At 64.1% G+C, this 25,576-nt stretch carries 22 protein-coding genes and 1 pseudogene; 14 read left to right on the forward strand and 9 right to left on the reverse strand.

The window, feature by feature from the left end; genetic code table 11:
* The 5 genes and pseudogenes from AC0L20_RS34685 to AC0L20_RS34705 all read left to right on the forward strand — a co-directional run.
* A pseudogene (locus AC0L20_RS34685) lies at positions 1–165 on the forward strand (chemotaxis protein CheW); the annotation flags it as partial.
* Positions 166–196: 31 nt separating this feature from the next.
* The gene (locus AC0L20_RS34690; RefSeq protein WP_007598955.1) at positions 197–583 is read left to right on the forward strand and encodes a response regulator; all 387 of its coding nucleotides are present in this window, start codon (positions 197–199) and stop codon (positions 581–583) included.
* A gap of 60 nt (positions 584–643) precedes the next feature.
* Entirely contained in the window at positions 644–1,525 is an 882-nt protein-coding gene (locus tag AC0L20_RS34695; protein ID WP_473294940.1) for a CheR family methyltransferase, read from the forward strand.
* A 2-nt stretch (positions 1,526–1,527) separates the two neighbouring features.
* Positions 1,528–1,842 (forward strand): PilZ domain-containing protein, encoded by a 315-nt coding sequence (locus AC0L20_RS34700; protein WP_456766748.1) that lies wholly within the window; start codon positions 1,528–1,530, stop codon positions 1,840–1,842.
* A 140-nt stretch (positions 1,843–1,982) separates the two neighbouring features.
* Positions 1,983–2,486, forward strand: a complete 504-nt coding sequence (locus tag AC0L20_RS34705; protein WP_473294941.1) for a response regulator — start codon at positions 1,983–1,985, stop codon at positions 2,484–2,486.
* A gap of 49 nt (positions 2,487–2,535) precedes the next feature.
* On the opposite strand, the gene AC0L20_RS34710 is transcribed toward AC0L20_RS34705, so the two are convergent.
* The gene (locus AC0L20_RS34710) at positions 2,536–2,790 is read right to left on the reverse strand and encodes a hypothetical protein (protein ID WP_473294942.1); all 255 of its coding nucleotides are present in this window, start codon (positions 2,788–2,790) and stop codon (positions 2,536–2,538) included.
* A gap of 185 nt (positions 2,791–2,975) precedes the next feature.
* Here AC0L20_RS34710 and AC0L20_RS34715 point away from each other — a divergent pair, with 185 nt between their 5' ends.
* On the forward strand, positions 2,976–3,611 hold the full coding sequence (locus AC0L20_RS34715; protein WP_007604420.1) for a response regulator transcription factor: 636 nt from the start codon (positions 2,976–2,978) through the stop codon (positions 3,609–3,611).
* 122 nt (positions 3,612–3,733) lie between these two features.
* On the opposite strand, the gene AC0L20_RS34720 is transcribed toward AC0L20_RS34715, so the two are convergent.
* The 3 genes from AC0L20_RS34720 to AC0L20_RS34730 all read right to left on the reverse strand — a co-directional run bounded on the left by AC0L20_RS34720 (position 3,734) and on the right by AC0L20_RS34730 (position 8,649).
* Positions 3,734–7,327, reverse strand: a complete 3,594-nt coding sequence (locus AC0L20_RS34720) for a PAS domain S-box protein (RefSeq protein ID WP_473294943.1) — start codon at positions 7,325–7,327, stop codon at positions 3,734–3,736.
* A complete protein-coding gene (locus AC0L20_RS34725) occupies positions 7,305–7,733 on the reverse strand; it encodes a response regulator (protein ID WP_473294944.1) in 429 nt (142 codons plus the stop codon). Before AC0L20_RS34725 ends, AC0L20_RS34720 begins: the two co-directional genes overlap by 23 nt.
* 199 nt (positions 7,734–7,932) lie before the next feature.
* Positions 7,933–8,649: a GntR family transcriptional regulator gene (locus tag AC0L20_RS34730; protein ID WP_473294945.1), complete on the reverse strand. Its 717-nt coding sequence runs from the start codon at positions 8,647–8,649 to the stop codon at positions 7,933–7,935.
* A 95-nt stretch (positions 8,650–8,744) separates the two neighbouring features.
* Between AC0L20_RS34730 and AC0L20_RS34735 the strand changes: the two genes are divergently transcribed.
* From AC0L20_RS34735 to AC0L20_RS34755, 5 genes are read left to right on the forward strand one after another with little or no spacing between them, the layout of a single operon-like run.
* Positions 8,745–9,764: an ABC transporter substrate-binding protein gene (locus AC0L20_RS34735; protein WP_473294946.1), complete on the forward strand. Its 1,020-nt coding sequence runs from the start codon at positions 8,745–8,747 to the stop codon at positions 9,762–9,764.
* Complete coding sequence (locus AC0L20_RS34740; protein ID WP_473294947.1) at positions 9,764–10,525, forward strand: ABC transporter ATP-binding protein; 762 nt, start codon at positions 9,764–9,766, stop codon at positions 10,523–10,525. Before AC0L20_RS34735 ends, AC0L20_RS34740 begins: the two co-directional genes overlap by 1 nt.
* Positions 10,526–10,536: 11 nt before the next feature.
* A complete protein-coding gene (locus tag AC0L20_RS34745) occupies positions 10,537–11,394 on the forward strand; it encodes an ABC transporter permease (protein ID WP_473294948.1) in 858 nt (285 codons plus the stop codon).
* The gene (gene araD / locus AC0L20_RS34750) at positions 11,391–13,130 is read left to right on the forward strand and encodes an L-arabinonate dehydratase (protein ID WP_247284746.1); all 1,740 of its coding nucleotides are present in this window, start codon (positions 11,391–11,393) and stop codon (positions 13,128–13,130) included. Before AC0L20_RS34745 ends, araD begins: the two co-directional genes overlap by 4 nt.
* 10 nt (positions 13,131–13,140) lie before the next feature.
* Positions 13,141–13,860, forward strand: coding sequence for a ribonuclease activity regulator RraA (locus tag AC0L20_RS34755; protein WP_473294949.1), 720 nt, complete (start codon positions 13,141–13,143; stop codon positions 13,858–13,860).
* A 193-nt stretch (positions 13,861–14,053) separates the two neighbouring features.
* On the opposite strand, the gene AC0L20_RS34760 is transcribed toward AC0L20_RS34755, so the two are convergent.
* Positions 14,054–16,159, reverse strand: a complete 2,106-nt coding sequence (locus AC0L20_RS34760; protein ID WP_473294950.1) for a S9 family peptidase — start codon at positions 16,157–16,159, stop codon at positions 14,054–14,056.
* A 333-nt stretch (positions 16,160–16,492) separates the two neighbouring features.
* Between AC0L20_RS34760 and AC0L20_RS34765 the strand changes: the two genes are divergently transcribed.
* Both AC0L20_RS34765 and AC0L20_RS34770 read left to right on the forward strand, forming a co-directional pair.
* The gene (locus tag AC0L20_RS34765) at positions 16,493–17,929 is read left to right on the forward strand and encodes an MBOAT family O-acyltransferase (protein ID WP_473294951.1); all 1,437 of its coding nucleotides are present in this window, start codon (positions 16,493–16,495) and stop codon (positions 17,927–17,929) included.
* On the forward strand, positions 17,929–19,041 hold the full coding sequence (locus AC0L20_RS34770) for a hypothetical protein (RefSeq protein WP_473294952.1): 1,113 nt from the start codon (positions 17,929–17,931) through the stop codon (positions 19,039–19,041). Before AC0L20_RS34765 ends, AC0L20_RS34770 begins: the two co-directional genes overlap by 1 nt.
* Positions 19,042–19,149: 108 nt before the next feature.
* Here AC0L20_RS34770 and AC0L20_RS34775 read toward each other — a convergent pair whose 3' ends face one another.
* The 3 genes from AC0L20_RS34775 to AC0L20_RS34785 all read right to left on the reverse strand — a co-directional run bounded on the left by AC0L20_RS34775 (position 19,150) and on the right by AC0L20_RS34785 (position 23,106).
* Positions 19,150–20,337 (reverse strand): pyridoxal-phosphate-dependent aminotransferase family protein, encoded by a 1,188-nt coding sequence (locus tag AC0L20_RS34775; protein WP_473294953.1) that lies wholly within the window; start codon positions 20,335–20,337, stop codon positions 19,150–19,152.
* Between the two features lie 107 nt (positions 20,338–20,444).
* Positions 20,445–21,185, reverse strand: coding sequence for a thermonuclease family protein (locus tag AC0L20_RS34780; protein ID WP_473294954.1), 741 nt, complete (start codon positions 21,183–21,185; stop codon positions 20,445–20,447).
* 193 nt (positions 21,186–21,378) lie between these two features.
* Positions 21,379–23,106, reverse strand: a complete 1,728-nt coding sequence (locus tag AC0L20_RS34785; RefSeq protein WP_473294955.1) for a hypothetical protein — start codon at positions 23,104–23,106, stop codon at positions 21,379–21,381.
* 425 nt (positions 23,107–23,531) lie between these two features.
* Here AC0L20_RS34785 and AC0L20_RS34790 point away from each other — a divergent pair, with 425 nt between their 5' ends.
* Positions 23,532–24,380, forward strand: a complete 849-nt coding sequence (locus AC0L20_RS34790; protein ID WP_473294956.1) for a caspase family protein — start codon at positions 23,532–23,534, stop codon at positions 24,378–24,380.
* A 236-nt stretch (positions 24,381–24,616) separates the two neighbouring features.
* On the opposite strand, the gene AC0L20_RS34795 is transcribed toward AC0L20_RS34790, so the two are convergent.
* Entirely contained in the window at positions 24,617–25,504 is an 888-nt protein-coding gene (locus tag AC0L20_RS34795; RefSeq protein ID WP_473294957.1) for an efflux RND transporter periplasmic adaptor subunit, read from the reverse strand.
* Positions 25,505–25,576 lie beyond the last annotated feature (72 nt).

Here is a 25,576-nt window from a genome sequence, read left to right on the forward strand (position 1 = left end):
GTGCTGCGGCTCGCCGAGGACGGCATGGAAGAAAACCCCGTCAATCTCGACCCCCGCATGGCCAAGCTCGCCGGCGGTGTCCACCGTCTCGACGGCCAGCTCATGGTCGTCCTCGACGTCGATCGCGTCCTCGAGCTCAAGACCGAAGTGCAAATGGCTGCGTGAGCCCCGAAAACATCGAAGCCGGAGAACCGAAATGAAGACGTGTTTGGTGGTCGATGATTCCAGCGTCGTGCGCAAGATCGCACGCCGGATCCTGGAAGGCCTGGAATTCGAAGTCACGGAGGCCGAGGACGGCTCCAAGGCGCTCGAGGTCTGTCAGCACAAGCTGCCCGACGCTGTGCTGCTGGACTGGAACATGCCGGTGATGGACGGCTTCGAGTTCATGGGCCACATGCGCCGACTGCCCGGCGGCGACCAGCCCAAGGTCGTGTTCTGCACCACCGAAAACAACGTGGCTCATATCGCTCAGGCGCTCAGCGGCGGCGCCAACGAGTACATCATGAAGCCCTTCGATAAAGACATCATCGCCGACAAATTCGCTGAAGTCGGCTTGATCCCGGTCGGACAAGCCATGGTCTGAGTTATCTGGCGGAGTGTTCCGGCCAGAGTGTTCCCAGTACAGCTTCCGAGAGGCCTATCAGTGACCCCGACCGAGTATGAGTATCTGCGTAAGTTCCTGAGGGATCATTCCGGGCTCGATCTGTCCGCAGACAAGCAATATCTGATTGAAAGCCGGCTGTTGCCGCTGGCGCGCAAGGCCGGGATCTCCGGCATCGGCGAGCTCGTGCAGAAGCTGCAAGGCGCTGGCTCGGGCGCGCTCGTCACCAGCGTGGTCGAGGCGATGACCACCAACGAGACCTTCTTCTTTCGCGACAAGGTCCCGTTCGATCATTTCCGTGAGACCATCATGCCGGAGATCATCAAGGCGCGCGCCGGCCGCCGAAGCGTGCGCATCTGGTGCGCCGCCGGCTCGACCGGGCAGGAGCCCTATTCGCTGGCGATGAGCCTGAAGGAGATGGGGGCGGCCCTGACCGGCTGGCGCGTCGAGATCATCGCGACCGACCTGTCGCAGGAGGTGCTCGAGAAGGCCAAGGCCGGCATCTACAGCCAGTTCGAAGTGCAGCGTGGCTTGCCGATTCAGATGCTGATGAAATATTTCAAGCAGACCGGCGAGACCTGGCAGATCAATCCCGAACTGCGGGCGATGATCCAGCACCGGCAGCTCAATCTGCTGCACGATTTCGCTCAGCTCGGCACCTTCGACGTCATCTTCTGCCGCAACGTGCTGATCTATTTCGACCAGGACACCAAGATCAACATCTTCAACCGCCTGGCTCGCCAGATCGAGGGAGATGGCTTCCTGGTGCTGGGCGCCGCCGAAACGGTGGTCGGACTGACCGACACGTTCAAGCCGATTCCGGAGAAGCGCGGTCTCTACAAGCCGAACGACCCGCGTGCCGCGGCCGCCAAGCCGGCTCTTGCCGGCGCCGCGCCGCGCGTAGCGGTCATGGCAGGACGATAGACATGGCCGAGGATGGCAAGGGCGTGGAACGCGTGACGTTCAGTCGCGGCTATGATGTCTGCATCATGGCCATCGACGGCACTTGGCGCCGTGACTGCAAGCTCAACGCGATCTCCGACACCGACGCCATCCTGACGGTGGAAGGCTCGATTCAGGGCCTGAACCTCAAAGAGTTCTTCCTGCTGCTGTCGTCCACCGGCCTTGCCTACCGCCGCTGCGAACTGGTGCGCGTCAACGGCGTCGAAATGGACATCCAATTCCTGCGTGGCAAGAACCGGAAGAAGCGGGCCGCCGGTGGCCGTGACGAGGCGGCGTGATCTTCACCTGGTCTCGTTGCCGTGTTCCGCGAGGTTGGTTCACATTTGCTGAAACAACCGACTGAATTTGCCGTCGCGGCTTTACGTCGCCTCAGCGCGAACCGTGTATCCATTGCCGGTCTCAATCTCAGGATACCGCAATGCCCAGAAGCTCTTTCTCACCTCTCCCGTCAAACCTGCCCGACGGCGCCGAGCGGCGTGCACTTCAGCTTCTGGTGGTCGATGACGACGCCACGCAGCGCAGCCTGATCACGGTCGCGGCCAAGCAGGCCGGCCACGAAGTCACCGTGGCGCCGTCCGTGGCCGAAGCGATCGAAAAGCTCCGCGCCGCGCGCTTCGACTGCGTGACACTCGATCTCGTGCTGGAGGATGGCGACGGTGTCGACGTGCTGGGCGAGATGGCGAAGGCGAAATTTGGCGGCGCCGTGATCGTCATCAGCGGCATGGACGGCAAGCGCCGCAGCGCCGCCCGCAGCTTCGCCCGTTCCGTCGGGATCGAGCTCCAGAGCCTGCCCAAGCCGCTGGATCTCGCCGCGTTGCGCATCAGCCTCGCCAATCTTGGCAAGACCGCGATGGGCCTGCCGGCGATCCACACCTGGGGTGGTGTCGCCACCGACGCCATCGTGGAGCGGCACCGCGCCTGAGCCGCCATGCGATGAAAGAATGCGGTCGCCGCGTCGCCGCGATCGCGATCTACACCGTGCTACCGGCTTCCGACAGGCGTTCCAGGGCGTGGCCAAGGCCGGCCCGGCAGGCGTCGAGCGCGTCGATCGCCGTGGCGCACCGCGGTGTGACATCGTCGAGCACGAAGACGTCGACGGAACCTTCCGGATCGCTCCCGTGTTCTTGCTCCATGGCTGTGGCGGTCCGGCGCATGCCGGTCTCGATCTGCGAGATCAGCATGCGAAGGTCAGCCGCAATCAGCTTACGGCTCTCGACCTCGGGCATTGCCACGAGAGGCGGCATAGCGGCCAAATTAGCATGGATATTCTCCGTCCCCTGCAATTAGGCGCCTCGCCGCTACTTGTGCGTTAAGTCCATGTCCCGTACAAATACGGTGGGCCGAATCCGCGCCGAACGCCATAACGGTTGGGGCGGACGCGAGTCCTTCATGCCAACCGGATGTGTGGCACATGGCCGAACAAAGCTCTCGCGGTGAAATCTTCGTGGTCGACGACGACGCTGCCGTTCGCGACACCTTGTCGATGGTGTTGAAGGCGGCGGGCTATGAGGTGATCTGTTTTGCGGACGGTGCAGCATTGCTCTCCGTCGCGCGAAGCCGCACACCTGCAGCGGTCCTGCTCGACGTGCACATTCCCGGAAAATCAGGCCTCGATATTCTCAATGAGCTGCACGGCGAGGACTATCCGGCACCGATCTTCATGATCTCCGGACAGGGCGATATCGCGATGGCGGTGGGGGCCATCAAGAGCGGCGCGCTCGACTTCATCGAGAAGCCGTTCCGCGGCAGCGAGATCGTCGGCCGGCTCGACGAGGCGATCGGTGCTTATGCACGCAGGCAGTCGGAGAACGCGGCGCCGAAGTTCGGCTCGCTGCATTTCCCCGGGCGCGAGCCGTTGACGCGCAGGGAGCGGGAGGTGCTCGAGCAGTTTGCCGCCGGCGCCTCCAACAAGGAGGCCGGCCGCACGCTGGGCATCAGCCCGCGTACCATCGAGGACCATCGCGCCAACATCATGAAGAAGCTTGGCGCGCGCAATGCCGCCGATCTGATCCGGATCGTAATGACCGCGGCCCAGCGCGCGTCGTAAATTCCGTGGGTGACATGTCGTAGCCCGGATGAGCGAAGCGACATCCGGGACTTGGCTCGGAGTGTTCCCGGGTATCGCTTCGCTCCCCCGGGCTACGGGTTCTCACCCAGCCCGATGCGCTATCAACTGCTCAGCGCCTTGCGGATGGTCCGGGCCAGATCCGATTTGCGATAGGGCTTCGCCAGCAGCAGAACGCCCGAATCCAGCCGGCCGTGATGGATGATCGCGTTCTCGGTATAGCCGGACGTGTAGAGCACCCGGAGATCGGGACGCGTTCTCTGCAGTTCGTCGGCGAGCTGACGTCCGTTCATCTTGCCGGGCATGATGACGTCAGTGAACAGGAGGTCGAACGGCTTTCCGGCGGCGACGATTGCGAGCGCCTCCGCGGCGTTCGCAGCCTGCAAGGTGACGTAACCGAGCGAATGCAGCTGCGCCAGCACGTAGTCGCGCACCAGCCGGTCGTCCTCGACCACAAGGATCGTTTCGTGTCCGCCCTCAATGCTCGCCGGCGTCACGCTGTCGCCGACCAACGTCGGCGTCTTGCCGGGCGGCAGATACATCTTGATCGTGGTGCCGTGGTCTTCTTCGCTGTAGATCTTGATATGGCCCGCGGACTGCTTGATGAAGCCGTAGACCATCGAAAGCCCGAGTCCGGTGCCCTTGCCCGGTCCCTTCGAGGTGAAGAAGGGGTCGAACACCCTGGCCAGCATGTTGGCGGGAATTCCGCTGCCGGTGTCGCTCACGGCAATCATCACGTAGTGACCCGGGGGGACGTCGTTGACGCTGGCATAGACCTCGTCGAGATAGGCCGCCCCCGTCTCCACGATCAGCTTGCCGCCACCGGGCATGGCATCGCGGGCATTGAGCGCGAGGTTGAGGATCGCGGTGGTGAGCTGGCTGGGATCGACGATCGCGACGCAGTTCTCGTCCTCGAACACCGATTCGATGTGGATCTGCTCGCCCAGCGTCGGCCGCAACAGTTTCGCGGTGTCGATGATCAGCGCGTTGACGTCGATTTCGCGCGGCTGGAGCGGCTGCTTGCGCGCAAACGCCAGCAGGTGCTGCGTCAGCTCGGCGCCACGCCCGGCGGCCTCGTCGATCATCTTCGTGATCGCGGCGAGCTCCGGCTCCTTGGCCACCGCGTCGGCCAGGATCTCAATCGTCCCGGTGATCACGGTGAGGATGTTGTTGAAGTCGTGCGCCACGCCGCCGGTGAGCTGGCCGACCGCCTCCATCTTCTCGGCCTGGCGGATGCGCTCGTCGGCCGCGATCTTGTCGGTCAGGTCGCGGTAGAACGAATTGAAGAGGACACCTTCGCGTCGCCGGAGCGCCGTGACGCTGAGCTCGGCCCTGAATTCCTTGCCGTCGCGCCGCCGTACCAAAAGTTCGCGCCGTGGATTGGCCAGCGATTGCTGCTCGGACTCGAGAAAGAGCTTCAGTCTGGCCCTGACGCTTTCGCGCTCACTGGGGGCGACGAAAAGCTCGATCGCATTCTTGCCGATTGCTTCCTCACGCGTCCATCCGAAGAGCTTCTCGGCTTGCGAGTTCCAACTCAGGATGGCACCGGCCTGGTCGGTCTGGGTGAAAGCGTCGAGCGAGGTCTCGACGATGTTGCGCGCAAGCTGTTCGCTCTCCCGCAAGGACTCCTGTGCAAGCCTCGCCTCCGTCATGTCGCGGCCGACAAAGAAGTAGCGCTGGGCATGGTCGGACCAGCTGCCGAGCCAGGAGAGCCACACCTCGCGACCGTCCTTGTGGAAGCAGCGGGTGTCGGCAAGCTTCAGCCGCTCGCCGCGCCTGAGCGCGCGCATCTCGTCGCGCGACTGGTCGAGATGGCCGGGATGAATGAAATCGGCGCCGCTGCGGCCGATCATCTGCTCCGGCCGGTAGCCGATAATGGCCTCGCTGCTCGGACTGATCTGCGCGATGTGGCCGCGCGCGTCCATCACCATGATCAGATCCTGAGAGGTCTCGAAGATCTGCCGCCGTTCCTCGAGCTGCTGTTGCAGCGCCCGCTCGGCCCGCCGCGCCTCGGTCAGACTGCGCGCGGTGCCGGAGGCGCCGATGATCTCGCCCGACGGGCCCCTGATCGGCGACAGGCTGAGTGAGATTTCGACCGGTGCGCCATCCTTGCGGAGGCGCACCGTCTCGAAGCGTTCGATCGCTTCACCTCGGGCGAGCCGCTGCAAATAGTCCTTGCCTTGCTCGCGTCGGTCGGGCGGGACGATGATCGAGGTGGATTTCCCGATCGCCTCATCCGCCGAATAGCCGTAGAGGCGTTCGGCGGCGGCATTCCAGCCGGTGATGACGGCGTCGAGCGATTGCATCACGATCGCGTCGTCGGAGGATTCGACGGCGGCGCTGAACAAGCGCTCGCGCGCTTCATGATGGCTTCGCGCGGCCTCGGTGCGGCGATGCTCCTCGATCTCGCGTTCAAGAGCGGCTGTCTTCGCTCTCGTTTCTTCGACCATCTGGGCAAATGCCCGCGCCAGCACGCCTGTCTCTCCGCTCGCATCGACGGGAATATCGGCGCGCCGTCCGCTGCCGATCGCCTCCACCGCTGCGGTCAAACGCCCGATCGGCCGCGTCAATGAGCGCGCCAGCAGCACCGCAAGCAAGGCTGCGGCAAGGATGGCAAGCAGCCCCACCAGCGAGGAGGTTTTTTGAATGGCCGCCGGAACGCGGCTGAACACGGATGCGGGGGCCGTCTCGATGATAGCCAACCACTCCTTGCCAGCAAGCAGTGCCGGTGCAATCGCCGCTCCGCTCGGCCGGCCCGCTTGGTCGCTCGTAAGCTGGGTGGATCCTTGCGGCAGGCCGGTCCGGGCTGCAAAGAAAGGAAAGTCACGGCGCCAATCGTTGCCGTTGCCGTGCAATGTACCGAATTCCCGCGCGCGATCGGGATGGACGAGATAGTCGCCACGCGAATTGACGACATAGATGTCTCCTCCTGCACTCGCGGTCGAACGAACGCGGTCGAGCGCGGGACGCATGTCGATATTGGCGATGATGATGCCGAACGGCTTGCTATCAGGCGTGAACAGCGGCGTTGCGACGCGCAACGTCGGAATGTGAGGGTCCGTGGTTCCTCCCTGCCGGGTGGCGAGATCGATGGGCGAAACATAGATGTCGCCCGGCGCCAGTCGAATCGTCTCCTGGAAGTAGGTTCGTTCGCTCTTGCGTTCGAGTTCGCCGTTCGGAACAATCCGTGCTGCTCCGTTCGGGCCGGCGCGATCGACGCGGACCAGTTCGCGCTGGTCGTCGTCAAGGCCGATGATTCGAAATTGCCCGTAGCTCGGTTTCGCGTCGATCTCGGCTGCGAACCGCGCTGCGATGCGCTCGCGCCAGGTCTGCTCCGAAACGCCGTCGACGGCATCGATGCCTCCACCGACATGGGCGCGGATCAGGCCATTGATGGCAGCGGCGGAGCGATAACCGAGCAGATCGCCACGGGCGCCGGCAACGTAGGATTCAAGATGGGTGGCCAGCAGGCTCGACTGGGCTTCGATCCGTTCCAGGACCCGCGGAATGACGGCCTGGGTGATGTTGCGATAGCCGAGCCAGCCGACCGCGGCCACGGTGACCGCCACCAGCAGGATCATCGCGATAGCGAGCCGCGTAGCGAGCGTCATGGCGAAATTTGCACCGCTTCCTGAATGGCGCCCGTGTTCGGTTGGAACAGAATGAAGGTTCTTGTCATCGGCGGCCGGTGCTGACATCCGGATTCCTCACCGATGCCGTCCGCGCCGCGTCCAGGCAGCCAGCGACCGCGGCGAGCAGCGCGTCGGCCCGGAACGGCTTCTGCAGGCTCGCCACCGCGCCGAGCTTGGTCGCCATCTTGAGGAAGTCCGGCTCCGCATGGGCGTCCGGGGTGAACGAACGGCCGGAAATGACGACGATCGGAATCGCCGGCTGCAGCGCCCGGATGTGGCGCATCGTCTCCAGGCCGTCCATGCCGGGCATGAAGATGTCGAGAAACAGCAGGTCGAACTCGCCGGCTTCGAACAGCGCAAGTCCCTTGCGGCCGTCCCCGGCGACGGTGATGTGATGACCGGCCCTCTCCAGGAGCAGCCGAATCGTCATCTGCACGGCCGGGTCGTCATCCACGATCAGGATGTTGGCCACTTCTGGTATCCTCCGGGCCGGATGGGGTTTCCCAGCGACCGCAAATCAAACCATCAACTCTGAAATTGTTGCGCGGATTGCATCCGGCCTGCAAGCACTTCGCCATCGATCCGACGATTGCTCGCGAAAGGCGAATTGGCTGCGTCAACTTATGCACGGTGACGTGCACAAGTGCTCGCGACGACCGCGCGCCATAGGCTTAGTCGGTCAAATATTCCGGATAGTGGCTCCGGATCTTATCGAGCTCGCTCAGCGTGCCCGACAGATGCTTGCGCAGATGCTGTTGCGCAGCATCGGCGTCGCGGGCCTCGATCGCGCGCGTGATCAGCTTGTGGTGGCGGACGATGTTCTGGGCCTTGCCCGGTGAGGGCAGATGCAGCCGGCGCAGCCGGTCGATATGTCCGCTGCGGCTGCGCACCAGCGTCCAGAGTTCCTGCTTGCCGGCCGCGGCATAAAGCTGCGCGTGAAAATCATTGTCGCCGGCGATGAAGCTCTCGAAGTCACCGGCCTTGGCGAATTGCTGCTGGAGCGCGATCGTATGGTCGAGGCGGGTGACCAGAGCGTCGTCATGTTGCTCCGCGAGCAGCCGGACGATTTCGAGTTCCAGTGCCTGGCGCAGGAAATGGGCCTGCTCGGCCCGACCGACGTCGACCCGGCTGACGACGGTGGCGTGCTGCGGAAACACGTCGACCAGCCCTTCTTCCTCCAGCCGCATCAAGGCGTCGCGGATCGGCGTCGAGCTGACGCCGAATTGCGCGGCGAGATCGGTGCGCGACAGCGGCGAGCCTGGCGGCAGTTCGAGCGCCAGAATGGCGTTGCGCAGCCGCTCGAACACTTGCGGTGCGGCCTGCCGAGCCCGGTCGAGCCGCGTACCGGGGCGGGCAGCGCCGCGGGATGCGGGGTGGGCTGTTTCCATGCGAAGGGCTCCGGCCGGCCTTGCCTTTGATGCACTAATGCATTAGTGCATCAGTAAGATCGCTCGTCAATGGCGACCGGAGGAAACGAACAACAATGATCAAGCAATTGCAGTGTGGCCTCAGGGCCGTCGCCCTGATCGCCGCCACGGCGCTGACGGTTTCGTCCGCGAACGCGCAGCAAAAATCCGAGATCTCGCTGTCGCGCCAGCCCGGCATTTTCTACATGCCGAGCCACATCATGGAAAAGCAGAAGCTGATCGAAAAGCACGCAGCTCAGCTTGGGGTCGCGGGTGTCACCACCAAATGGGTCACCTTCTCCGGCGGCGGTGCGCAGACCGATGCATTGCTCGCGGGCGGCGTCGATATTCTCAACACCGGCACCGGCAATCTTTTGTTGCTGTGGGACCGCACCCGCGGCGGCGTCAAGGGCATCGTCGCGACCTCGGCGCAGCCGATGACGCTGATCAGCCGCGACGCCAACATCAAGTCGATCAGGGATTTCGGCCCCGGCGACAAGATCGCCGTGCCGACGGTGAAAGTCTCGACCCAGGCGATCGTGCTCCAGATCGCCGCCGCCGAGGCTTTTGGTGCCGACCAATGGTCGAAGCTGGACGTCAACACGGTGCAGCTCGGCCATCCCGATGCCTATGCGGCGCTGTCCAACGCCAAGCACGAGGTGCACACCCATTTCTCGATCCCGCCGTTCACCTTCCTCGAGCTGAAGAACGTGCCGGGCGCGCATGTCGTGCTGTCGTCGCCTGACGTGATGGGCGGCCCGCTCAGCCAGGCACAGTTCTTCACCACCACGAAGTTTGCCGATGCCAACCCGAAAATCATCCAGGCCGTGCGCGATGCGACCAAGGAAGCGCAGGATCTGATCCGCAGCAACACCAGACAGGCGGTCGAGATCTACAAGGAGATCACCGGCGACAAGACCTCGGTGGAAGAGCTGCTCGATCTCCTGAAGGAGCCAGGCATGATGGAGTGGAATCTCGAACCGCAGGGCACGATGAAGTTCGCCGCGCATCTGTTCAAGACCGGGACGCTGAAGACCCAGCCCAAGGCCTGGACCGATTACTATCTCCCCGTCGCCCACGACCTGAAGGGCAGCTGATGGCGCTGCTCGACGTCAGCTCCGTGACGCTGCGCTACAAGACCTCCAGCGCCGTCGTCACCGCCACGGAAAGGGTGAGCTTCACCGTCGACAGGTCCGATCGCTTCGTGCTGCTCGGGCCGTCCGGCTGCGGCAAGTCGACCCTGCTCAAGGCCGTCGGCGGCTACATGGCGCCGAGCGAGGGCCGCATGACCATCAACGACCGCGAGATCCACGGTCCCGGCGCTGATCGCATGATGATCTTCCAGGAGTTCGATCAACTGCTGCCCTGGAAGAGCGTGCTTGCCAACGTGATGTTCCCGCTGCTGACCGCGCGAAAACTGTCCCGCAAGGACGCAGAAGTGCGGGCGCGGGCCTATATCGAGAAGGTCGGGCTGACACGCGTGGTCGATGCCTATCCGCACACGCTCTCCGGCGGCATGAAGCAGCGCGTCGCGATCGCGCGCGGCATGGCGATGGAGCCCGACATCCTGCTGATGGACGAGCCGTTCGCCGCGCTCGACGCGCTGACGCGGCGAACCTGTCAGGACGAGCTGCTCCAGCTCTGGAGCGAGACCAAATTCACCGTGCTGTTCGTGACCCACTCGATTGCGGAAGCGATCCGCATCGGCAACCGCATCCTGCTGCTGTCGCCGCATCCCGGCCGCGTCAAGGCCGAGGTGGTCGACGTCGACAAGGTCTCCAATGGCGATGGCAGTGCCGGCCGGCTCGAGAAGGAGATTCACGATCTCCTGTTCGCCTCCGAAGCCACGGCGCATTGAGGGAGCCTCTCATGGGCGAAGCCAGAATCCTGCTGCGTGAGGCGCCGGTCGCCGGCAGCGCAGCCGAAGTCGAGCGCAAGCTGAGCGTGCTCGAGCTGTTGTGGAACGATGGTTTTGTCCGCAAGACCGTCATCATCCTGTTCCTTGCGGCGGTCTGGGAGGCCTACGGCCTGACCCTCGACAATCCCCTGCTATTTCCGACGCTGCACGACACGATCCTCACGCTCTACGATCGCGTCAAGGACGGCACGATTCCCCTGCGGGCCTGGGCTTCGCTGAAAGTGCTGTTTATGGGCTATTCGGCCGGCATCGCGCTCGCCGCGATCTTCACCGTGCTCGCGATCTCGACGCGGATCGGCACCGATTTCCTCGAGACTGTCACGGCGATGTTCAATCCGCTGCCGGCGATCGCGCTGTTGCCGCTCGCTTTGATCTGGTTCGGTCTCGGTAACGGCAGTCTGGTGTTTGTGCTGATCCATTCGGTGCTGTGGCCAGTCGCGCTCAACACCCATTCTGGCTTCAAGAGCGTGTCCAACACGCTGCGCATGGTCGGTCGCAATTACGGCCTGCGCGGATTGCCTTACGTAGCGAAAATCCTCATCCCCGCGGCGTTCGGCTCGATCCTGACCGGCCTCAAGATCGGCTGGGCCTTTGCCTGGCGCACGCTGATCGCCGCCGAGCTGGTGTTCGGCGTATCGTCCGGGCAGGGCGGGCTCGGCTGGTTCATCTTCGAAAACCGCAACCTGCTCGACATACCTGCGGTCTTCGCCGGCCTCTTGACGGTGATCATCATCGGGCTTTTTGTCGAGAACCTGATCTTCCGCGCCATCGAGCGGAACACCGTGCAGAAATGGGGCACCCAATCATGACCAAGAAGAAACTAACGCCCGACCAGCTCCGCAGCGCGCGCTGGTTCGCACCGGACGATCTCCGCTCGTTCGGCCACCGCTCCCGCACCATGCAGATGGGCTACGCGCCGGAGGAGTGGAAGGACCGCCCGATGATCGCGATCCTCAACACCTGGTCGGACGCGCAGCCATGCCACATGCACTTCAAGTCGCGCGTCGACGACGTCAAGCGCGGCATCCTGATGGCCGGCGGCCTGCCGCTGGAGCTGCCGGCGCTGTCGCTGTCCGAATCGCTATTGAAGCCGACCACGATGCTCTATCGCAATCTGCTGGCGATGGACGCCGAGGAGCTGCTGCGCAGCCATCCGGTCGACGGCGTGGTGCTGATGGGCGGCTGCGACAAGACCACGCCCGCGCTGCTGCTGGGCGCCACCTCGATGAACATCCCGGCGATCTATCTGCCGGCAGGTCCGATGCTGCGCGGCAATTGGAAGGGCAAGACGCTCGGCTCTGGCTCGGACGGCTGGAAATACTGGGACGAGCGCCGCGCCGGCAAGATCTCCGACAAGGACTGGCTCGACATCGAAGCCGGCATCGCGCGCAGCTACGGCACCTGCATGACCATGGGTACGGCTTCCACCATGACCGCGATTGCCGAGGCGATCGGCATGACGCTGCCGGGCGCCTCCTCGATTCCCGCCGCTGATGCCAACCATATCCGGATGGCCTCCGAATGCGGCCGCCGCATCGTCGAGATGGTCTGGGAAGATCTGACGCCGAAGACGATCCAGACCCGCAAGGCGTTCGAGAACGCGATCGCAGTGGCGATGGCGATGGGCTGTTCGACCAACGCCATCATCCATCTGATCGCGCAGGCTCGCCGCGCCGGTCTCGACATTGGCCTCGACGATTTCGAGATTGCGAGCCGCAAGGTGCCCGTCATCGCCAATGTGCGGCCGAGCGGCGATGCCTATCTGATGGAGGACTTCTTCTATGCCGGCGGCTTGCCGGCATTGATGGGCCAGATCAAGCCACATCTGCATCTCGACTGCATCACCGTCACCGGCAAGACCGTGGGCGAGAACATCGATGGCGCCGAGGTTCACAACGACGACGTGATCCGCTCGATCGACAATCCCATCTACAAGGAAGGCGCGCTCGCCGTGCTCAAGGGCAATCTCGCGCCCGACGGCTGCGTCATAAAACCCTCCGCCTGCGCGCCGCGCTTCCTCAAGCATACCGGGCCTGCGCTGGTGTTCGACGACTATCCGTCGATGAAGAAGGCGGTCGACGATCCCGATCTCGACGTCACCGAAGACCACATTCTCATCTTGCGCAATGCGGGGCCGCAGGGCGGACCGGGCATGCCGGAATGGGGCATGCTGCCGATCCCGACCAAGCTCGTGAAGCAGGGCGTGCGCGACATGGTGCGGATCTCCGATGCGCGCATGAGCGGCACCAGCTACGGCGCCTGCATTTTGCACGTCGCCCCCGAATCCTATGTCGGCGGACCGCTGGCGCTGGTGCGGAACGGCGACCGCATCACGCTCGACGTCGCCGCGCGCACCATCAATCTCGATGTGTCAGAGGCCGAGCTCGACAAGCGCCGCGCCGCCTGGAAGCAGCCCGAGCGCCGCTTCGAGCGCGGCTATGGCTGGATGTTCACCAAGCACATCAAGCAAGCCAATGACGGCTGCGACTTCGACTTCCTCGAGACCGATTTCGGCGCGCCGATCGGCGAGCCCTCGATTTACTAGAGAGCGTGACATGACCAAACTTACCGAAGCCACCCGCAACAAGCTCAAATCCGTTTCCACCGCCACCGTCGCAACCGCGTTGTTCAAGCGCGGCCTGCGCATCCAGATGATCCAGGATGTGCACCCGCTCAGTGCCGGTCAGCCGACCATGGTCGGTGAGGCCTTCACCCTGCGCTATATGCCGGCGCGCGAGGATCTCAACACCATCGAGGTCTTCAAGGATCGTTCCCATCCGCAGCGCAAGGCCGTCGAGGATTGCCCGCCAGGCAGCGTGCTGGTGATGGACAGCCGCAAGGACGCGCGAGCAGCTTCAGCCGGCGCGATCCTGGTCACGCGCTTGATGAAGCGCGGCGTCGCCGGCGTCGTCACCGACGGCGGTTTTCGCGACTCGGCCGAGATCGCCAAGCTGGGGATCCCCGCCTACCACCACCGCCCGAGCGCACCGACCAATCTGACGCTGCATCACGCCATCGAGATCAACGCTCCCATTGGCTGCGGCGACGCGCCGGTGTTTCCAGGCGACGTCATTCTCGGCGATAGCGACGGCGTGATCGTGATCCCCGCGCATCTCGCCGAGGAGATCGCCAACGAGACCTTCGAGATGACCGCGTTCGAGGACTTCGTCACCGAAGAAGTCAACAAGGGCCGCGGCATTTTCGGTCTCTATCCGGCGACGGACCCGCAGACGCTGACCGACTTCGCCGCATGGCGGAAGGCGAACGGAAGGTAAAGGCCGACAACTCGTCCCACAATTTCCGCCGTCGTCCTGGCGAAAGCCAGGACCCATTACCCCAGGGAGGAGTTTGGCGAAGACTCGGAGTCGTCGTGTTTTCGCGCGGTACTGACACCGATCTTTATCGGATAGATCACGCGGTATGGGTCCTGGCTTTCGCCAGGACGACGATGGAGAGGCATATGAGCGCCTACACCCCGGCCTCCGCCATCCCGGCCGCCCACAGCGCGAACGCATAGACGATCGCGACTTCATCGAGCCGGTTGAAGCGTCCCGAGGCGCCGCCATGGCCGGCGCCCATGTTGGTGCGGAGCAGGACCGGGCCGCCGCCACTCATGGTCGCGCGCAGGCGCGCGATCCATTTGGCGGGCTCCCAATAGGTGACGCGCGGATCGGTCAACCCGCCCATCGCCAGGATCGCGGGATAGTCTTTCGCCGCGACGTTGTCGTAGGGCGAATACGACAGGATCGTGCGGAAATCCTTTTCGCTCTCGATCGGGTTGCCCCATTCCGGCCATTCCGGCGGCGTCAGCGGCAGCGTGTCGTCGAGCATGGTGTTGAGCACGTCGACGAACGGCACTTCGGCGACGATGCCGGCGAACAATTCGCCGGCGCGGTTGGCGACCGCGCCCATCAGCATGCCGCCGGCCGAGCCGCCGTGGCCGACGATGCGCTTTGCGCTGGTGTACTTCGTATCGATCAGTGCGCGGGCGCTGGCTGAGAAATCGTCGAACGAATTCGTCTTCTTCTCGCGCTTGCCGTCGAGGTACCAGCCCCAGCCCTTGTCGGCGCCGCCGCGGATATGGGCGATGGCGTAGACGAAGCCGCGATCGACCAGCGACAGGCGGTTGGCGCTGAACGAAGCCGGCATCGCCATGCCGTAGGAGCCGTAGCCGTAGAGCAGCAGCGGTGCCGCGCCATCGAGCGTGAGCCCGCGACGATGGAGGATCGAGACCGGCACCTCGGCGCCGTCCTGCGCCTTCGCCATGATCCGCGTCGTGACGTAGTCGGCCGCATCGTGGCCGGACGGAATCTCCTGCCGCTTGCGCAGGGTGCGCGTGCGCTTGACCATATCGTAATCGTAGACTTCCGACGGTGTCGTCATCGACGAATAGGAAAAGCGCAAATTCGTCGTCTCGAACTCGTAGGAGCCCATCGTGTCGAGCGAATAGGCCGCTTCGTCGAACGCGATGGCGTGCTCTTCCTTGGTCGCGAGGTCGCGGATCACGATCGACGGCAGCGCATTGGCGCGCTCCAGCCGCACCATGTGGCCGGCATAGAGATCGAGATCGATGATGTAGATGCCGGGACGATACGGGATCAGATCGCGCCAGTTCTTGCGCACGGGTGAGGCGAGCGGCGCGGTGACGATCTTGAAGTCGATGGCGTCGTCGGCGTTGGTGAGGATGAAGAGTTCGTCGCCACGGTCGGCCAGCGAGTATTGCACGCCCTCCTCGCGTGCCGCGACGAGGCGCGGCGGTGCGTCAGGATGGGCGAGGTCGATCAGCCGCTGCTCGGAGGTCTCGTGGTCGCCGCCCGCGATGACGCAGAAGCGGCCGCTGGTGCTCTCTTGCAGATGGGTGAACCAGCCTGAATCCTGCTCTTCGTAGACCAGCGTGTCGTCGACCTGACGAGTGCCGAGTTTATGCCGCCACACCTGCATGGGCCGATGATTGTCGTCGAGCTTCACGTAGAAGAACGACGTGGCGTCCTTGCTCCAGACCACGCCGCCGTCAGTCTCCTCGACGACGTCGTCAAGGTCCTTGCCGGTCGCCCAGTCGCGCACGCGGATCGAAAAGTATTCCGAGCCCTTGGTGTCGGCGCTCCAGGCCTGCAGCCTGTGGTCGTTCGAGTGCCGGCTGCCGCCGAATTTGAAGTATTCATGGTCCTTGGCGAGCGCATCGCCGTCGAGCACGATGTGGCCCTCGCCGCCATCGCGCGGCATGCGGCCGAACAGCTCGTGCTGACCGCCTTCGCGGAATTTTCGGAAATAGGCGAAGGGACCATCGGGCGACGGCACGCTGGAATCGTCCTCCTTGATCCGCCCCCGCATCTCGCGCACGAGCGTCTTCTGGAGGGCTGCGGTATGGCCGAGCAGGCTCTCGGTGTAGCCATTTTCTGCGTCGAGATATTTGCGGATGTCGGGATCGAGCACTGCGGGGTCGCGCAGCACCTCCTGCCATTTCTCGTCCTTCAGCCAGGCATAGTCGTCGGTCACGGTGATCCCATGCCGCGTGAAGGAATGCGGCCGGCGCGGGGCGACGGGGGGCTGGGATGGTGTTTTGGCTTGGGTCACTCGATCCTCATCATGTCACGTTCGCGCGCGGCTTCTTCTTCACCTCGCCCCGCTTGCGGGGAGAGGTCGGATTGCATCGAAGATGCAATCCGGGTGAGGGGGGCTCTCCGCGAGTCTCGCTGTCACCGTCCTCGTGGAGACTCCCCCTCACCCCAACCCTCTCCCCGCAGGCGGGGAGAGGGAGAAGATGCGTCCTGCCTTATATCGTCCCGATTCCACGAATTGCCAGCGCCACTGCGCCAAGGACCGCGCCAGAATAGCGCCAGTCGCCGGGTTGTTGATCGGTCCCTTCTATGCTTTAGGCTTCCTAATCCCCGCCGCCGGTCCAGCCTGATGCTGTTCAATTCCTACCCGTTCATCCTGCTGTTCTTGCCCGCCGCGCTGGCGGGCTATTTCTGGCTCGGGCGGCGCAGCAATCTGGCGCCGGTGATCTGGCTGGCGGTGGCCTCGCTCACCTTCTATGCCATCGGCAATTGGCAGTTCGTGGCCCTGTTGCTGATATCGATCGCGTTCAACTACGGCATAGGCCACCTTCTCATCGTAGCGAAGCTCACTTCGCCGCAACGCAAGGCGGCCCTTGCCCTCGGCGTCGCCGGCGACCTCCTGGTGCTTGGCATCTTCAAATATGCCGGCTTCGTCGCCGAGAACGTCAATGCATTGGCTGGCACGCATTTTGCGGTCCACATCCTGCTGCCGGTCGGCATCTCCTTCTACACCTTCACCCAGATCGCGTTCCTGGTCGATGCCTGGCGCGGCCAGGTCGCGGCCTACGCGCTGCCGCACTACGCGCTGTTCGTGACATATTTTCCGCATCTGATCGCGGGACCGATCCTCCACCACAAGGACATGATCCCGCAATTCGAACGGGAGGAAACCAAGCATCCGCATGGGCATCTGATCCTGTGCGGCCTCATCATCTTCGCGATCGGCCTGTTCAAGAAGACGTGCCTCGCCGACGGCATCCAGCCGCTGGTCGCGCTCGCCTTCGATGCGCGCGCGCCGAGCTTCGACCAGGCCTGGCTCGGTGCACTCGCCTATACGTTCCAGCTCTATTTCGACTTCTCCGGCTATTCCGATATGGCGATCGGGATATCGCTGATGTTCGGCATCTTCCTGCCGGTCAATTTCAACTCGCCCTACAAGGCCACCAGCATCGTCGAGTTCTGGCGGCGCTGGCACATGACGCTGTCGCACTTCCTGCGCGATTATCTCTACATCCCGCTCGGCGGCAACCGTCGCGGCCGCGTGCTGCGCTATGTCAACTTGCTGCTCACGATGCTGCTCGGCGGGCTCTGGCACGGCGCGGCCTGGACGTTCGTCGTCTGGGGCGCGCTGCATGGCGCCTATCTCTGCATCAATCACGCTTTCAACGCGCTGGTGCCGAATGTTCCGAAGTTGCTGGCGCGCCCAACCCGCGTCGTCGGGGCGGTGCTGACATTTCTCGCCGTCGTTGTCGCCTGGGTCTTCTTCCGTGCCGAACGAGTCGATTGGGCCATGCGGGTCCTGAATGCGATGGCCGATCCCGGCAACATCGTGTTCGGCCGCGAAGAGATTGCGGCGTCAGTGATGGTCGCAATTTATGCCGCGCTGGTGTGGCTGGCGCCGAACACGCAAGGCATCATGGGGTATGACCACGCCAATCGCAGGGTCGGCGAGGGCCTGATGGCCGGACGGATGCGGCCGCTGGTGCTTTATGGTGCGTCGCTGGTGCTTGCGTTCGGGATTTTGGGAATCCAGAGCCACAGCGAATTCATCTATTTTCGGTTCTGATGCAAGGCGCGTTCACACATCCAGGGCGTCTTCTCCTCGCGAGCATCGCGTGCGTGCTGGGCGCGGCTGCGCTCACCTATGTCATCGATCCCCTGCAACTGTTTCGCCCCTCGCGCCTCGTCGCGCCGTTCTATTCCGAGGACACGCGGGTGCAGAATGCCGGGCTGATCCGCAGCCAGCCGTTCGACGCCGCCTTCATGGGCACCTCGCTGGCGATCCATTTCCGTCAGAGTGACATCGACCATGCGCTTGGCGTGCACTCGCTCAAGCTGGCGATGACCGGCTCCAATTCGCGCCAGCAGGGGTTTGTGCTCGAGCAGGCCATCGACCGCGGTGCAAAGCGCGTGATCTGGGCAATGGACGATTTCATCTTCGTCGATGCGGCCGACATCGAGACCGATCCTTATCTCTCCGCCGATCTCTACCGCGGGACGGCTAAAGGCATCGCGTCCTATCTGTTCAGCGCTGCGATGGCGAAGGAATCCCTGTTCGCATTGCTGCGGTCGGTTCCGCCGCTGCGGCAGCCGCTGACCCGGGCCGCGCCTTTTCTGCCCGTCAAGTTTGCGCTTGAAGACGTCGACGATATCTATGCGTTGCCGCGCGATATCGACGTCGCGCGCGCCTACAATGCGGAAAGGACGCTCGCGGCCTTCGCCTATATCACCGATCCCGTACGCAGCCGTTTTCTCGGCGAAGGCTATCGTTACGACGCGATGGTCCGGCATTTCGAGCGTGACGCCGTCGGCCTGATCGCGCGCCATCCGGACGTGACCTTCGACATCTACTTCCCGCCTTATTCGATCCTGCAATTCGTCGCGATGCGCGACGCTTCGCCTGCGACGCTGAAGATCGTCACCGATCTCACCGCCGTCATGGCGCAGCGCCTGACGCAGCTTCCCAATGTGCGCCTGTACGATTTTCGGTCAATCAAGGACGTGACGCACAACCTCGACAATTACGGTGACGTCATCCACCATTCGCCGGTCGTCGATGCGAAGGTGCTGGCGTGGCTGGCGCACGGGGAATATCGGGTCGATCCCAAAGCGCCGCTTGCGTCGCTGAATGAGTTGAAGGCGCAGGTCGAATCGTATCGGATCCCGCAGCTGCCGTAGCCCGCATGAGCGAAGCGACATGCGGGGCCTCATGCAAGAATCCCGGGTGTCGCTTCGCTCACCCGGGCTACAAGATTGCTCCCAGAAGGGGAGAAGAAAAAAAGACGCCTACGCCGCCACCTCTTCGCCGAGATAGGCGACCGCCGCTTCGAGCCCGCCTTTGCCGTGCGGGATCTTCAGCGCGTTCAGCCCGACCTCGATCACCCCCAACGTGCCGAGCAGCATCGGGGCGTTGACGTGGCCCATATGGGCGATGCGGAAGGCCTGCCCCGAGAGATCGCCGATGCCGGTGCCGAGCACCACGCCGCACTTCTCCTTGCAATAGCGTTGCAGGATTGCCGGATCGTGGCCGTTGCTCATGGTCACCGTGGTGACGGTATTGGAGCGTTCGCTGGCTTCCGCGACGTTGAAGCCGAGCACCTGGCCTTCCGACCACGCGCCGACGGCGCGGCGCGCGGCTTCGCCGAGCAGGCTGTGGCGGCGGAAGGCGTTCTCCAGCCCTTCCTCGTGCAGCAGGTCGATCGCCTGGCGCAGCGCGAACAGCAGATGCACCGGCGCGGTGCCGGCATATTTGCGATAATGCTCGCTGCCCTCGCGCTCGCTCCAGCTCCAATAAGGCGTGCTCATATTGGCGGTCTTCTGGACCTCGAGCGCACGCGCGTTGGCCGCGACGAAGCCGAGCCCGGGCGGCGTCATCAGGCCCTTTTGCGAGCCCGACATCGCAACGTCGATGCCCCATTTGTCCATTTCGAACGGCATGCAGCCGAGCGAGGCGACAGTGTCGACCATGTACAGCGCCGGATGGCCGCTCGCCTTGATCGCCTTGCCGATCGCCTCGATGTCGTTCTGCACGCCTGAGGCCGTGTCGACCTGGACGACGACGACGGCCTTAATCGTATGCTCCTTGTCGCGGCGCAGGCGCTCCTCGACTTCGTGCGGCCGCACCGCGCGGCGCCAGTCGCCCTTGAGCACCTCGACCTCGGCACCCATCAGCGCGGCGGCATGGCCCCAGCCGATTGCGAACCGTCCGCTTTCGAGCACCAGCACCTTGTCGCCGCGCGACAGCACGTTGCTCAATGCTGCTTCCCAGGCGCCGTGACCGTTGGCGATGTAGATGTAGGACTTGCCCTTGGTCGCAAACAGTTTCGAGATGTCGCTGAGCAGGCTCTCGGTCAGATCGGTCATCTGTTTGGAGTAGATGTCGATTGCCGGACGATGCATCGCCCGCAGCACCTCGTCGGGCATATTGGTGGGCCCGGGGATGGCCAGAAATTCCCGGCCCGCGCGAACGGTCATTGCTGTAGGTCCTTGTTGCCTGAGAACAGGATGGTGGGTCGCTGATTCACACTTTTACGCGGCGCTGCGGTGCAAGAAAAGGCCGGAAAACGCAGGTCTGACGTGGGTTATCTCTTAGTCTCGCGGCAGCCCGCATCTTCGGCTTCCTCCACCGAGCAGAACCAGCGCGTGCCCTTGCTGATCTTCATCTTGATCTGCGCATACCAGCGGCTGGTCGGCCGGTGATAGATGCATTCGCCGGCGGAGTTGACGTTGCCCTTGATGGTGCAGTCCGGCGAGGGAGCGATCGGGCCCGAGGCCGAAGCGAGCAGGATCGCATGCGCGCCGTCGGGCGGCTTGGTGGCGCCGAGGATGGTGGTCTTCTTGTTGCGGACGCGCCAGTCCCAGGGCGCGATGAAGGCGCCCTGCCACATGCCGGCCTTGGCCTCCCGCGCGGCCTTCTCGTCCGCCTCATAGTCGTGCGACATGCGGGTGTAGGCCAGCGCCCAGCCCGCGCGCACCAGCCATTTCTGGATGTCCTCGCCGCCGACATCGCAGCGCGCCACGGTGCGGCCGCGCCGATCGATCGACCTCGCATGGCAGACCCAGTTCTTGCCGTCGGCGTATTTGGCGAGCTCGTCGCGGGCCGCGATGCCGCAGGTCCAGCGCTCGCCCTTGTTGTTGAGGCAGAGCTGGTCGACCGCGGGCGCGTCGATGCCGCCGAGCCTGATCCGTGTGTTGCCGATCATCACGGCGTCGCCGGCGCGAACCTTTGCGGTGCCGGTGATGTCGGCGGCCTCAGCCGGCGACGGCAAACCGGGCAAGGAGAAGCCAAGCAATGACAGCGCAATCAGGAATTTTCGCAACATGCCGGTCCGCGTGTGATGAAAACTGCGATAGACCTCGCAATTGTGGTCGGCTTTTGTCCGCCCGGCCAGCATATGCCTGGCAGTTGGGCTTTCAACTTCCCGTCATCTTTCGTCTTCACGGCGGCAGAAGTGGTGGGTTACGCCGAGCGGACTGCGCTTCGCGCAGCCGCAGGGCTAACCCACCCTACGAAACCTATCCCCGCGCCATCGCCCGCTTGGCCACCGCCAGCCCCATCAGCACGAACGCCGACGTGACCTCCGGACCGCCGACCAGAATCCGCGTCGGCGTCTTCATCTTGTTCCATTCATAGGCGCGGAACGGGCCGCGGCGCCCGCCTTCGCCGAGGCTCGCGACGATCACGTTCAGCGCCGGCGCAAAGGCGCGAGGGTCGGCGCCGAGATGGCCGAGCGCGATCAGGGCGAGCGCTGCGTCGAACACGTTCATCTCGGCGGCCATCAGTTCGCCCTTGACGTAGGAGAGCACGCGGTGGCGGATGAAATCGAAATCGCCGTCGGGATCGATGATCGCCTGCGCCGCCAGCGGCAGCGCCAGGAACGCAGCATAGCAGCGGCCGAAATAGGCGCTGTAGAGCTCCGGCAGATAATAGATGTGCGAGCGCGGATTGGCGAAGGCGCCGCTCGCCGCCAGTCGCTTCTGGAAGCCGATGATGCGATGAACGGTGGCAAGCCGCGCCGGTGTCTCCAATACTTTCCAGCGCGCGAGGTTGCGGAAGCTGACCTCGAGAATGTCGAGATTCAGCGTCGGATCGAGATCGTTGCCATAGGGCCGCTCGCCCTTGAGATTGTCGATCCAGGTCGCAACCCCGCCTTCATAGTCGATATTGTCGTTGAGCGGCACGGTCACGCGCGGCTCGTTGACGCCGGCGCGCACCTGATAGCCGGCATAGAAATCCAGCAGCGGCTGGTCGAGGATCGGATCGGTGCAGCCGGCTTGCGTCGCCGCGGAGATCGAGCACGCCGTGGTGTCGCAATCCGGCACGTAGACGCCGAAACCGAGGTCCTGCTTGATCTGGGCGAAGTAGCGGGAGAAGCGCGGATGCGGCGCCGGCGCGAGCGCGGTGATGACGTTGAACCGCGCCCCGTCGACGCCCTCGACCTCTTCGCGGCTGATGTTGACGCAGAAATCGACCATGTCCGCGACCGCGCGTTCCGCCGCGATCTTGTCGGCCAGCGAGGCCAGCCCGGTCTCGACGTAACTCAACAGCGCCTCGATGAAGAACGCGTCGTAATAGGCCGAGCGGTGGCGGATCTGCACCGGCTCCCACATCGGTTCGGCAACCCCTCGCCAGGGCGGATTGACGACCGCGCGCGCCGGCGATCGCGCGATGAAGACGCGGGCGAGGTTGAACAGGAGCGAGGAGTTCTTGTAGCCCCGCGCGTTGAGGCCCGTGAGCGCCATGGTCAGCTCGCGCCCGCGGAAATCGGGATCGCCGATCAGGTTGAACGCGGCGTAGGTCGGCAGAAAGCCATTTTTGCGGTACGAGCCCAGCAGATGCTGGGCGCAGTCGCGGATCACGCCGTCGATCTGCGATTGTTGCGGCATGGCGCCGGTGAACATGGCCGGCGGCGGCTTGGGATGATCCAGCGCGATGCTGTCGACGAGATCGGCAACGGGCTGGCCGACCGCCGCCCAATCGGGCTCGGCCTCGTCGCGGGCGCGCACCAGCGCCTGGCGCAGCCGGGCCAGTTTGCCTTCGTCGCGCAGTTCGGGCAGCCCCGCCCGGCGGAGCAATACCCGCAATGCGGGATTGCCGAGCGCGGTCTTGTAGAACTTGGCCAGATGCGGATCGCCGCTGGCCGCAACGGACAGTACGGGATCGCAGACGTCGTAAAGCGAGGGGCCGTCCTTCCGCGCCGTCAGCGCCCGGCAGGCGGCGCCGGCAAAATATTGAAAGCTCATGAAATAACCTGGTCGCGGGAATTGGCCGGGGGGCCGGCCGGCACGCTCCCAGCCGCGTGCCACCCCCTGCAAGTCGTTGAAAAAGCTACCCGGATTCGCAGGAAATACAAATGTGATGACAGTCACAGAAAAAGCCGGCACGAAGCCTGCATAATCAGGCTCCGGAAGGCTACGGGGACGCAAAAAAATCACACTTTTGGCGGTGCAAATTAGCTCGTACTTCCAGTGACTTAGCTCAAATTCTCGGCGATCTATTGCGGGGGAGGCGATATCCGGTTAAGGGTTTGTTTGGTGCGGCGCCGCAAATTGCGCGCAATTCGGGGGCACACCCCCGGCCAATCCCTCAAACCCAACGACGCTCTCGCGCTACTCAAACAGTGTGCGCGTGCTTGGCTGGTCTTTGGCACTGACAGGAATGACGCGAGATGAATGTAACGCAGCTCGACATTTCCCGACGCACGATCGCGGTGGCCGCAGCCCTCATCGGCACGGTCTCGCTCGTGATCGGCGCCCATGCTGCCCTCAACATGCGGGCGCTCGATGCCGCCAAGGCCGTTTCGACCGACCAGGTCACCGGCTCGATCGGCCAGGCCTCGCGTCTCGCCCTCGTCATCGGCAATGGACACTACCCCGACGCCAGCGCGCCGCTGACGCAGTCGATCAACGACGCCCGCGCGCTGTCCTCGTCGCTGCGCAAGAACGGTTTTGACGTCGACATGGTGGAAGACGCCACCAAGGACGACATGGTTCGCGCCGTCAATCGCCTGAAGTCCCGGATCAAGCGCGACACCGTCGTCATGCTGTTCTTCGGCGGCTACGGCGTGCAGGCCGGCCGCGAGAGCTACATGCTGCCGGTCGATGCCGTGATCTGGAAGGAAAGCGATGTCCGCCGTCACGGCGTCTCCATCGAGGGCGTGCTCGACATGATGAAGGAGCAGGGCGCCAAGGCCAAGCTCGTCGTGGTCGACGCCTCCCGCCGCAATCCCTATGAGCGCCGCTTCCGCTCCTACAGCCACGGCCTCGCGCCGATCAGCGCGACCGACAATGCGCTGATCCTCTCCTCGGCTTCGCCCGGCAAGGTCGTCGACGACGGCAAGGGCGAGCACAGCGTGCTGGTCAGCGAGTTCCTCAACAACTTCAATGCGCAGGGCAGCGCCGAGAGCGTCTTCAACAAGACCCGCCTTGCCATCTCCCGCGCCAGCGAAGGCGACCAGGTCCCGACCGTCTCCTCCTCGCTGCTCGAGGACGTCCATTTCGGCGAAGCCGGCGGCTAGTTTTTCTTAGCGCTGGTAGGGTGGATTAGCGAAGCGTAATCCACCACTTCTCTCGTCAGCATGGAAAGCAAAGAGGTGGATTACGCCTTCGGCTAATCCACCCTACGATTGACGTGCTCAGCGCACATCTGCCTCTCCACCGTCATTGCGAGCGTAGCGAAGCAATCCAGAATCTTCCCGCGGAAAGATTCTGGATTGCTTCGTCGCTTTGCTCCTCGCAATGACGATCGTGGCGATTACTTCGCCGCTTCCGCGGCCATCACCGTGCGCACCGGGTCGCCTTCGCGCAGCAGCGCGCCGGCGCGGGCGACGACGATATCGCCTTCGTTGAGGCCGTCGCGGATCTCGATATTGCCGCCCGACATCAGTCCGACCTCGACGCGCTTGGTCTCGACGCGGTTGCGGCGGATCACCTGCACGACGGTGCCGGCGGAGGAATACTGCACCGAAGTCAGCGGCACCGCGACGTTGCAGCTCTGGCCCGACTTGATCAGCGCGCGGCCGCTCGCATTCAGCAACAGCCGCTTCTGCGAGGAAATGCCGATATAGACCATGCCCTGCTGGATGTTCGGCTCGACCGTCGGGCCGATGCGGCGCACCTTGCCGTCGATGTCGCCCGCGCCGGCGATGCGCACGGTCGCCACCTGGTTGACCGCGAGCTTGCGCATATCGCTGGTCGCGACCAGGGCGACGAGATCGTACTCGCTGCGCGCCACGATCGTGAACAGCGCCTCGCCCTTGGCGGAGGCGAGATTGCCGATCTGCGCGGTCGACGTCGCGATCACGCCTGCCACGGGGGCGGTGACCTGAAGCGTGCCGCCCTCAGGCAGTGCCAGCCGCGCCAGCACCTGGCCGGCGGTGGTGGTGTCGCCGGCTTCCGCCAGCACCTCCGTCACCTTCAGGCCGGGCCGCTCCGGCCGCACCGAGCTTGCCTCGCGCGCGATGATCGTGCCGGTGCCCTCGACGATGTCGGAGAAACAGGATTTTGCGACCTTCAGCACCGTGACCGCCGGCCCCTTGGGCGCGTCGTCATCGGCGGCGGCAGCGGGCTGGGCCGACAGCAACAGCAGTCCGGCGAGCGCAACGAGATGTCTGGAAACAGAACGCGCAGGCAATGAACGCATGGGTCATTCCGGTTGGGGCCTTGGCGGCCTCATCGTTAGCAGAAGCGATCGCTGCGAGCCAATGGCACATCA

Source organism: Bradyrhizobium sp. Kon58, assembly GCF_055807455.1.